This is a genomic window from Micromonospora sp. NPDC004336 (assembly GCF_053602615.1).
Genome location: NZ_JBSGDY010000023.1, coordinates 40,813 through 50,849 on the forward strand (window position 1 = coordinate 40,813; position 10,037 = coordinate 50,849).

At 75.7% G+C, this 10,037-nt stretch carries 9 protein-coding genes; 5 read left to right on the forward strand and 4 right to left on the reverse strand.

The window, feature by feature from the left end:
* Positions 1 to 33 precede the first annotated feature (33 nt).
* Positions 34 to 708, forward strand: coding sequence for a hypothetical protein (locus tag ACWENR_RS08115; RefSeq protein WP_452276308.1), 675 nt, complete (start codon positions 34 to 36; stop codon positions 706 to 708).
* 106 nt (positions 709 to 814) lie between these two features.
* Positions 815 to 1,789 carry a TAXI family TRAP transporter solute-binding subunit gene (locus ACWENR_RS08120; RefSeq protein WP_452276309.1) on the forward strand — a complete coding sequence of 325 codons (975 nt, stop codon included), beginning with the start codon at positions 815 to 817 and terminating at the stop codon, positions 1,787 to 1,789.
* Between the two features lie 39 nt (positions 1,790 to 1,828).
* On the opposite strand, the gene ACWENR_RS08125 is transcribed toward ACWENR_RS08120, so the two are convergent.
* The 3 genes from ACWENR_RS08125 to ACWENR_RS08135 form a co-directional block, all read right to left on the reverse strand.
* Complete coding sequence (locus ACWENR_RS08125; RefSeq protein WP_452276310.1) at positions 1,829 to 3,259, reverse strand: ATP-binding protein; 1,431 nt, start codon at positions 3,257 to 3,259, stop codon at positions 1,829 to 1,831.
* A 9-nt stretch (positions 3,260 to 3,268) separates the two neighbouring features.
* Entirely contained in the window at positions 3,269 to 3,925 is a 657-nt protein-coding gene (locus ACWENR_RS08130) for a response regulator transcription factor (RefSeq protein WP_452276311.1), read from the reverse strand.
* A 210-nt stretch (positions 3,926 to 4,135) separates the two neighbouring features.
* Positions 4,136 to 4,447, reverse strand: a complete 312-nt coding sequence (locus tag ACWENR_RS08135) for a hypothetical protein (protein WP_452276312.1) — start codon at positions 4,445 to 4,447, stop codon at positions 4,136 to 4,138.
* A 94-nt stretch (positions 4,448 to 4,541) separates the two neighbouring features.
* On the opposite strand from ACWENR_RS08135, the gene ACWENR_RS08140 reads away from it, so the two are divergent.
* Positions 4,542 to 4,880 carry a DUF952 domain-containing protein gene (locus ACWENR_RS08140; RefSeq protein WP_452276313.1) on the forward strand — a complete coding sequence of 113 codons (339 nt, stop codon included), beginning with the start codon at positions 4,542 to 4,544 and terminating at the stop codon, positions 4,878 to 4,880.
* A 165-nt stretch (positions 4,881 to 5,045) separates the two neighbouring features.
* A complete protein-coding gene (locus ACWENR_RS08145; protein ID WP_452276314.1) occupies positions 5,046 to 5,591 on the forward strand; it encodes an acyltransferase in 546 nt (181 codons plus the stop codon).
* Between the two features lie 64 nt (positions 5,592 to 5,655).
* Here the strand turns inward: ACWENR_RS08145 and ACWENR_RS08150 are convergent, their stop codons facing one another.
* On the reverse strand, positions 5,656 to 7,413 hold the full coding sequence (locus ACWENR_RS08150) for a CDP-glycerol glycerophosphotransferase family protein (RefSeq protein ID WP_452276315.1): 1,758 nt from the start codon (positions 7,411 to 7,413) through the stop codon (positions 5,656 to 5,658).
* 507 nt (positions 7,414 to 7,920) lie between these two features.
* Between ACWENR_RS08150 and ACWENR_RS08155 the strand changes: the two genes are divergently transcribed.
* Entirely contained in the window at positions 7,921 to 10,014 is a 2,094-nt protein-coding gene (locus ACWENR_RS08155) for a DUF6541 family protein (RefSeq protein ID WP_452276316.1), read from the forward strand.
* The last annotated feature ends 23 nt before the right edge of the window (positions 10,015 to 10,037 follow it).

Below are 10,037 nucleotides of genomic sequence, written 5' to 3' on the forward strand. Positions count from 1 at the left end.
GGAGGACCCCGACGCCGACAAGGAGTGCCTGAGTTGGCTCCCGAACCGATCCTGCTCGACCGGCCGCGACTGCCGTCCACCCCGCCGCCGCTGGACTGGCTGACCCTGGCCGACGCGTTCGAGGCCGCCTGCCTGTTGCGCTGCATGCCCCTGCCGGCGGCCGCCGGCACCCGCCGCCCGGTGCCGCACCACCGTCCGGCGACCGTCGAGTTCAACCGGGAGGAGGCCGCGCAGCGGTTCCGGCTGCTGCTCGGCCGCCTCGACGTCCCGATCGAGCACGAGGTGACCGTCGGCGGGCTACGCCGCCGGTACGAGCTGCACCGGCTCTCCGTGCCGCCGGCACACCGCCCGGCGTACGCGCGGGCGTTGGAGGCCGGCTGGCGCCAGGGCCGCCGCGAGCTGCTGGGCGGTCCGTTCCCCGGCGCGTCGACGGCGCGGCGGGCGTGGCGCCCCCGGCTGGCGGCGGCGGCGTGGCGGGCCGCCCTGCTCGCCGGGGGGCGGCACGTCCGCCGGCACATCCTCGGCGTCCGGCTCACCGACCGGGACCTGGCCGCCGTCCTGGTGCGCGGGGCCGCCCTGCTGGAGGTGCCCGCGCTGCTGCGCCCGGGCACCGGCTGCTTCCTGGTCTGCGTCGCCGACGGCCCCGACCGGGAGCGGATCCTGCACAGCGCCGCGCTGGAGCACGCCCGGGCCGCCCAACCGGCCTGAGGCGACGCGGCGGCCGGCGCCGTCGACCGGCGCCGGGGCGGCCGACCCGGCTCGGCGCGGCCGGCTTGTGGACGAAGGCTTGCGGCGACGGCCCGCGCGGCGCAGAGTGCAGCGCGTGAGTCGAACCCGGTCCCGACGCGCCCGCCCGCGCCCCGGCCGGCCGGCGGCGCTGCTGGCGCTGCTGCTGCTGGTGACGCTCCCCGGCACCGCCGGCTGCCGGGACGCCCCCGAGCCGCCCGTGCCGATCCGGATCGCGACGGGCAGCCCGACGGCCGTCTACCACGCCTTCGGCCGGTCGCTGGCCGACATCCTCAACCGCGAGATGCCGAACGTCGACGCCACCGTGGTGGTCACCGCCGCGTCGGCGGCGAACGTCCAGCTGGTCGGCTCGGGCGAGGCGGAGCTGGGCTTCACGCAGGCCGACGTGCTGCCGGCCGCGCCGGCGGCCCACCCGTCCGTGGTCGCGGTCGCCCGCGTCTACGACGACCTGCTGCACCTGGTCACCACCGCCGGCGGCCCGGTCCGCACGCTGGCCGACCTGCGCGGCCGGCGGGTCTCCGTGGGCGCCCCCGGGTCGGGCACCGAGATCACCGCGTCCCGGCTGCTGGAGGTGGCGCGCCTGGGCGACGGTCGGGTCCACCGGGAGCGGCTCGGCCTCGACGACTCGGTCGCGGCGCTGCGGGCCGGCACGATCGACGCGTTCTTCTTCTCCGGCGGCCTGCCGGTCAGCGCGGTCAAGCGGCTCGCCGACGACAGCGCGACCCGGATCGTCGACCTCGGCGAGTGGACCGCGCCGCTGCGCGAGAGCAATCCCGAGGTCTACGTCTCCCGGGACATCCCGCGCTCGGTGTACGGCACCGACCCGGTCACCACCGTCGCGAACCCCAACTTCCTGATCGTCCGGGCGGACCTGCCGGAGTCGCTGGTGCGGGAGGTGACCCGGCTGCTGATGGAACGACGGCAGGAACTGGCCGCGGCGCACCCGGCCGCCGGCCGGATGAGCCCCCGCTCGGCCATCGCCACCGCCCCGCTGCCGCTGCACCCGGGCGCCGCCGACTGGTACCGCGCCGCCAAACCCTGACCGCCGGCGGGCGGCCGGGGCCGGGTCGGGCGGGCCGGGCTACGGTACGGCGCGGTCGCCGGTGGCCGGCGCGTCCGCCCTGGCGGGGGCGTCGGGCGGGTCGGTCGGGGCCGGAAACCAGAGGCCGGCGACCAGGCCGCGCGGCTCGCCCCGGCGCATGGTGAGCCGCCCGTCGGAGGCGTCGACCAGCACGGCGACGATGGCGAGGCCCAGCCCCGCGCCGTCGACGTTCTGCACCTCCGGCGCCCGCCAGAAGCGTTCGGTCGCCTGGCCGAGCTGGCTCTCGGTCATGCCGGGGCCGGTGTCCCGCACCTCCAGGGCGGTCCCGCCCTCGTGGTGCCGGACGACCACCGTCACCTCCCCGCCGGGCCCGCTGAACTTCACCGCGTTGTCGATCAGCGCGTCCAGGGCCTGGTCGATGGCGGTCGGCACGGTCCGCGCGTACGCCGGGCGGTCGTCCGCCGTCAGCCGGAGGGTGACCGACCGGTGCCGGGCGAGCGGCTCCCACGCGGCGACCCGGGACGCGGCCACGGCCGCCGCGTCGACGGTGACCCGCTGGTTCTCCCGCCGTTCGGCGCGGGCCAGGGTGAGCAGCGCGTCCAGCACCAGGGCGAGCCGGTCGGTCTCCTCAAGGGCCAGCCGGTGCTCGGCCCGCCCGTCCGCGTCGGTCAGGCTCGGTCCCAGCTCCTCGACCCGCAGCCGCAGCGCGGTCAGCGGGTTGCGCAGCTGGTGGCTGGCGTGCGCGACGAACGCGCGCTGCCGGTCCATCACGTCGGAGACCACGTCGGCCATGTGGTTGAAGCTGGCCGCCAGCCGGCGCAGCTCCGGCGGGCCGAGCCGGTGCTGCACGCGGGCGCTCCGGTCGCCCTCGGCGATCTCGTGGGTGACCGCGTCCAGCTCGGTGACCGGCCGCAGCACCCAGCCGGCCAGCCCGAAGGCGGTGAGCACGCAGGCCAGCACGGCGAGCAGGCCCGTGCCGGCCAGCAGCAGCCACCAGAGCGTGACGGAACGCCGGACGCCGTCGGTCGGGGTGGCGGTGACCACCGCCCCCAGCACCTCGCCGCCGTCGTTGATCGGCACCGCCACCACGATCGGCCGGTCGACCCAGGGCCAGACCGACTCCGGCCCGCTGGCCTGCTGGCCGGAGAGCGCCGTGTCCAGCGCCTCGCGGGTGCCCCCGGCCGGCCGCCAGTTCTCCGAGGCGGTCACCGTCCGGCGTTCCCGGTCGACCACCGCCGCGCCGATCCCGTACAGGTCGTCGTAGCTGCGCAGCTCGTTGTCGAGCGGGCCCGAGGTGCCGCCGCGCAGCGCCGGGCCGGCCAGCGAGGCGAACCGGGTGGCGTCGGCGAGCCGGTCGGCGCGCACCCGGTCGGTCTCGCGGGTCGCCAGGGTGGCCGCCAGCGGGGTCTCCAGCGCGATCAGCACCAGCACCATCAGCAGCAGGTAGCTGATCACCAGCCGACGTCGCACGGCGTCGCCTCACTCGCCGCGCAGCCGGTAGCCGACCCCGCGGACGGTCTCCACGAGGCGGGCGTCACCCAGCTTGCCGCGCAGCGACCCGACGTGCACCTCAACGGTGTGCCCGTCGCCCCAGGTGGTGCCCCAGGCGTCCAGCAGGATCCGCTCGCGGGGCACCGCCACCCCGGGCTGCCGGGCCAGGGAGAGCAGGACGTCGAACTCCTTGCGGGTCAGCGCCACCGGCCGGCCGTCCACCGCGACCGTCCGCGCGGCCACGTCGATGCGTACGGGGCCGGCCTCGATGAGGTTGCGCTCGGGCACCGTGTGCGCCGCCCGGCGCAGCACCGCCTCGATGCGCGCCTGGAGCTCGGTCATGGAGAAGGGCTTGACCACGTAGTCGTCGGCGCCCAGCCGCAGGCCGAGCACCCGGTCGCGTTCCTCGCCCCGGGCGGTGACGGCGATGATGCCGAGCTGGCTGCTGCGCCGGCGCAGCTCCCGGCACAGGTCGGTGCCGTCCCCGTCGGGCAGGGTCAGGTCGAGCAGCACGAGGTCGCAGGGGGCGGCGGAGAGGGCGGCGGCGACGGTCGCCGCGTGCTCCACCTCGTAGCCGCGCCGGGTCAGCGCGGAGGAGAGCGCGGCGGCCACCCGGCAGTCGTCCTCGACCAGCAGGATGCGCACCCGGGGCCCCCATTCGTCGGTTCGTCGACCCGAATGGTGGCAGAAGCCGGCCCGGAGCGGGAGGGTAGGCCCGCGCGGAGCGCGCGGAGCGCGCCCCGGCTGCGCGCGGAGCGCGGGCCCGGCGTCGTCGGCCGGCCGGGGGTCAGAGCCCGAAGACGTCGTCGGCGGGCCGGGGGTCGGCGCCCGAAGACCTTGTCGGCGGGCCGGGGGTCAGAGCCCGAAGACGTCGTCGGCGGCGGCGTCCCGGACGCCGTCGACGAAGCCCCGGAAGCCGGGATCGTGGTGGCTGGCCGGCACGCTCGTGACGTTCTCGCCGGTGGCCTGGGTGACCGCGTCGACCAGGGGCGGGTAGTCGAGTTCGGCGTCGCCCAGGGCGTCGTCGTCGGCCTGGCCCAGGTTGATCACGTGTTGCACGTCCTCGGTCGGGGTGTCCGGGTCGCCGGCCCACTCGCCGCCGGCCCGATAGCACTCGTCGTACAGCGCGCGCTGGCCGTCGGTCCAGTCGTCGTCGTAGCTCTCCATCGCCCACCCTCCACGCGGCCGCTCCACCTGAGAGCATGCCCGGCGGGCGGCCGTACCGCCGGAAAACCGGGCCGGCCGTGCGTAGGCTGCCGGGGTGATCTACAAGCTGCTGACGACCGTCGAGTGGGACGACGCCCTGGCCGCGGGACACTTCGCCGGCACCGCCACGGACGCGCAGTCCGGGTTCATCCACCTCTCCGGGCCGGACCAGGTGGTCGAGACGGCCCGGCGGGTCTTCACCGGCGCCACCGGGCTGACCCTGCTCACCGTCGACCCGGCCCGGCTGGGCGAGGCGCTGCGCTGGGAACCCTCGCGCGGCGGCGCGCTCTTCCCCCACCTCTACGGGCCGCTGCCGGTGCCGGCGGTGGTGGCCGCCGACGCGCTGCCGGCGGACGTGCCCGTCGCCGACGCGGTGGCGGCGCTGCTGGGCTGAGCGGGTCGATATGCTACGCCGAGTCCGCGCGCCCCAACCCCACCCTTTCGTGCCCGGGGCCGGCGCGGCAGCCCGGATCCGCGCGGCCGGCCGCCGCTCGCGGCGCACGCCGAACGCGGGTCACCGACGGCGCCCGGCGCGCCCTGCGAGCATGCGAGTTGAAGGATGACTGACAGCAGTTCCCCGTCCCCCTCGGTCTTCGTCCACCCGACGGCCGACGTCGAGGAGGGTGCCCGGGTCGGCGACGGCACCAAGGTCTGGCACCTGGCCCACATTCGGTCCACCGCCCAGGTGGGCGCCGGCTGCGTCATCGGCCGCAACGTGTACGTCGACGCCGGCGTCACGGTCGGCGACCTGGTCAAGATCCAGAACAACGTCTCCGTCTACCAGGGCGTGACCCTGGAGGACGAGGTCTTCGTCGGGCCGTGCGCGGTCTTCACCAACGACTTCCGGCCCCGGGCGCAGAACCCGGACTGGAAGATCACCCCGACCGTGGTCCGCCGGGGCGCCTCGATCGGCGCGAACGCGACCCTGGTCTGCGGCATCGAGGTGGGCGAGTACGCGATGATCGCCGCGGGTTCCGTGGTCACCAGGGACGTGGCGCCGTACCAGCTCGTGGCGGGCAACCCGGCGCGGCCGAAGGGCTGGGTCGACGAGCGGGGCGAGGTCGTCTCGCGCGACGTGGACACCCCGCCGCAGCGGCAGGGCTGATCCCCCGACGACGAACGGCGGTGGACGGGCCCCCCGTCCACCGCCGTTCGCGCGTCCGCGCCGCTCAGCGGCAGAGCCGGCCGATCTCCTCCCGGAACCGCTCCATCGGGTTCGCCTCGGCCGGGCCGAGCAGGTAGGTCTTCAGCTCCCGCCGGGCCTCGGTCATCGGGTCGTCGCCGGCCCGGGTCACCGACACGATCTTCTCCAGCTCGCCGCAGTCGCGGGAGAGCAGGTACGCGGCCCGCGACGTCGGGTAGTCCCGGCGGAACTCGTCCTCGGGCAGGCCACCCGGGTTGGCCACCACGTACGGCCGCTGGCTCTGCACGAAGTCGGAGACCACACTGGACACGTCGCTGATCAGCAGGTCGGTCTGGTTGAAGCAGTCGAACAGCGCGGGCGTCCGGCCGGTCACCACGAGGTGCCGCGTGCCGTCGAGGGAGCGCGCGTCGGGGTCGCCGCCCGCCGCGCGGATCCGCTCCACGATCCGCTCGTGCACCGCCTTGGCCTCCTTCGAGCGGGAGCCGGTCAGCGGGTGCGGCTTGTAGACGAGCCGGACGGCGGGCGTGGTGGCCAGCAGCCCCTTGACGATCCGCTCCCCCATCAGCACCAGCGAGGTGTGGTACGGGTCGTCGTCGAGCCACCCCTCCCAGGTCGGGGCGTAGAGCACGGTGAACGGCCGGTCGACCGACTCGGCGCCGAACGTGTGCACCCCGGCCAGCTGCGGCCGGCCGATCTCGACGATGTCGGAGTCGAGGACGCCCACCCCGGCGCGGGCGTACCGCTCGCGCCCGGCGAGACCGGCGACCCACACCTCGTCGTACACCTTGCTGTAGGGGTTGACGCTGGCCTGCTTGTCGCTGTCGCCGTGGCCGACGAAGACGTGCTTCATGCCGGGCTCGCGGAGCATGTGGATGTTGGCGCCGACGTTCGCGGCGTAGAGCGCGGCGCGCACGCTGCCCAGTTCGAGGTTCATGAAGTCCACGCCGGCCGGCACGCAGATCACCGGCAGCCGGGTGTCGGCCAGCTCGAGGAAGGCCTCCTTGCTGCGCATCAGCACCACCGCGCGCTGGTCGAGCGCCTCGGTCGGGGCGAGCCACATGTTGGCCTGGTAGACGTCCTTGGCCGGCCCGGCGAAGTAGAGGGCCACCCGCGGCTGGTAGCTGTCCAGCCAGCGCTGGACGGCGGGCAGCAGCGGGCTCTGGCCCATGCCGCGCCCCCGCAGCCAGGTCAGCGCGACGATCCCGCCGACCAGGGCGGCGGCGAACACCGCCACCGCGCCCGCGCCGATCACCGGGGCGGCGTTGTCGAGCACCGCCGCGAAGACGGCGGCGGGCGCCAGCACGACGTTGACCAGGGCCAGCCGGTCGCCGGCGAGCCAGGCCGCCCAGTCGGGCGGGCGGGGCGCGGCGCGCATCGGGCCCAGCTCGATGTTGCGGACCAGCGCCGACTGGGGGTTGCGCCGGTCGATCATCGTCGCGAGCGCGCCGGCGAAGACCGAGATCAACCAGACCAGGGACGGCAGCGCCAGGATCAGGCTGAGCTGCGCCGCGCCGGGCCGGACCTCGGCCACCACCAGCAGGACGACCGCGAGGTCGCGGGCGAGCTGGCGGTAGTCGCCCCGCAGGCCGACCTTCTCCAGCAGCAGGTGGGTGGCGGGCGACCAGCGGGCGAGCGCGTACTCGCCGACGAGCGCGGCGAGCCCGGCGACGGCGAAGACGCCGACCCAGCCGAACGCGCCGGCGGCGAGCATCACGAGGTAGGCCAGCAGCAGCAGCGCGCCGCGGGCGGCGACTCCCGCCGGTCCCATCAACTTGCCGAACAAGGACTAGCTCCCTACGAGATCGACGACTGGCTCACTGGACCGTCACTGGCGCCGTGACGGCAGGGATCCCCCGCTCAGGCGGCCGTCGGCACGCCGGGACGCCACCGGCGCGCCGGCCAGGGTCGCGACGGGACGGAGATCGGGGTCGACCGCCTGTCCGCCCGTCGTCGCCGAACAGCGACGGCACCGGCGCCCGCGGGCCACCCGCCACCACGCCGGTGTGACCTTAACGCGAAGGAACGCGCCGGTACCGCTCGGGTACCGCCACACCGGGACGATTTGCTCCCTCCGGACCGGATCGGCGGCCGGACCTGGATCATCCGCCGCAAAAACGACGCCGGTGACGGCGGGCGGCGAACCGCGGGTTCGCCGGCACGGTACGCCCGTCGCGCGTTCCTATACTGGTCCGGCCGCTCGCCGTCCGGGTGGCCGCGCGCGGCCACGCCGCGGCTCCGCGCACCAGCCGTCGCGGGGGAACCGCGTGTTCCGTTGGAAAGGATCCACGGATTGACCACCCTCATCGCGCTCGCCGTCGCCGTCGTGCCCGGCGCGCTGCTCGGATTCGCACTGCCTCCCGGCCGCTACCGGTGGGCCACCTGGGCCGCCGCACCGGCGCTGACCCTGGGTCTGGTCACTCTCGCCATGACCTGGCTGCCGCAGCTCGGCCTGCCGGACGGCCCGCTGGCGGTCCTCGCCGCCGAGGTGCTGCTCGCCGGCCTCGCGGTGCTCGCCTCCCGGCTGGTCACCCGCGGCCTGGTCGAGGCTGACGTCGCCGGCCGGGACACGGCCACCGCCGACCGGGACACCGACGGGCGCCCGGCCGACGCGGCGGCCGGCGCCGGCTGGCGGGCCCGCGTCGCCCGGCTGCGGCTGCCGGCGGTACGCCCCCGCCTCGCCGACGTCGTCGGCATCTCGGTGCCCGCCGCGATCAGCGTCGCCTTCGGCTGGCTGATGCTGGGCCGGCTCACCGCCCCGCCCGGCTGGGACGCCATGAACCACGGCTTCCTCACCCGGCGGATCATGGAGACCGACAGCGTGCTGATCTCCTCGGCCTGCACCAGCGGTTCCACCGACCCGGCGCTGTCCTGCTCCTTCTACCCGCTCGCGGCGAACGTGTCCTGGGCGCAGGCGGCGGAACTCTCCGGCGGGCGGATCAGCACGGTGCTGAGCGCCTGGTCGATCGTGGTCGGGCCGCTCGCGCTGGTGGCGGCCGTCTACGCCTGCGTCCGGGCCCTCGGCGGCAGGCCGGTGGTGGCCGCCAGCGCCGCCGCCGCGCCGGCCGTGCTCGGCCCGATGTGGATGTCGGTTATCACGGGTCGGATCACCGAGCAGACCGCCCCCTGCATGGCGGGGGCGATCGCGCTGCTGATCGCGCTGGCCGCGCGCGGGGCCCACCCCGTCCGGCTGGGTCTGCTCGCCGGCCTGTGCGGCGCCGGGATCGTCATGACGCACACCTACGACGTGCTGTTCATCGCGGTCCTGGCGATCGGGATGCTGCTGGCCGTACGCGGCCGGTGGGCGCTGCGCCGGGTCGCCGCGGCGGCCGGCGCGATGGTGGTGGCCGGGCTGGTGCCGCTACTGCCCCTGCTCGGGGTGCTGGCGGGCGCCAACGGCGAGCGGCTGTCGAACCCGCCCGCCCTGCTCGGCAAGTACGGCGAGTCGTTCGAGTACTGGGTCACCGACCCGCAGCGCTACGTGCTGTTCGCCTACCCGGGGGTCGGCGGCGCGGACTTCCAGCTCAGCGAGCCGACGATCCAGGTCGGCCTCTGGCTCGTCATCCCGTGTCTGCTGCTCTCGCCGCTCTGCCTGGTGCTGCCCCGGCTGCGCTGGGCCCGGCCGTGGTTCGCGGCGGGCGTGGTCTGGACCGCGATCGGGGTGTGGACCACCGCGTCCGACTCGGCGACCGCGATGACGCTGTCCAGCCTCTGGTACGGCGTCCGGGAGCGGGTCCGTTCGATGATCTTCCCGGTCTACGGGGTGCTGGCGGTGGCCGGCGCGGTGGTGCTGGGGCTGGCCGTGCAGTGGCTGCTGACCCGCGTCGCCGCGAAGGCTTCGGCGCTGCGCGGGTCCGAGGCCCCGGCGGCGGTCGCCGCGGGGGTGCTGGTGGCGGTGCTGCTCGGCCTCGCGGCGGTGCCGGCGAGCTGGCAGCCGCTGCGCGGCGCGCTCAAGGGCCGGGCGCCGGTGGGCGCGTCCTACGAGAAGACGTACCGGTGGCTGGCGGAGAACAACCCGCCCGGCGCCACCGTCGCCTACGACCGGCACCACGAGTTCATCACCTGGGCGTACGCCGACTACGAGGTGCCGCTGCTGTTCGGCATCCCGCCGCTGCCCGGCCTGCCGACGGAGAACTACGACCGGCGGTGGGACGCCTGGAACTGGCTGGTGAACAACGCCGACGCCCGCCCGGCCGGCTGCGAGGTGCGCCAGTTCAACATCTCGTACGTGGTGGTCGGGAAGCGGAACATGCCCGGCGCCTGGGACAAGCACTACGAGCGCGAGCGGCTGGAGGCCAGCGACAAGCTGGAGCTGGCCCACGAGATCGGCCGGATCAGCATCTACCGCGTCACCGAGGCCGGCCGGAGCTGCGCCACCGGAGGCTGAGCGCGACGGGCGGGGGCGCGCCG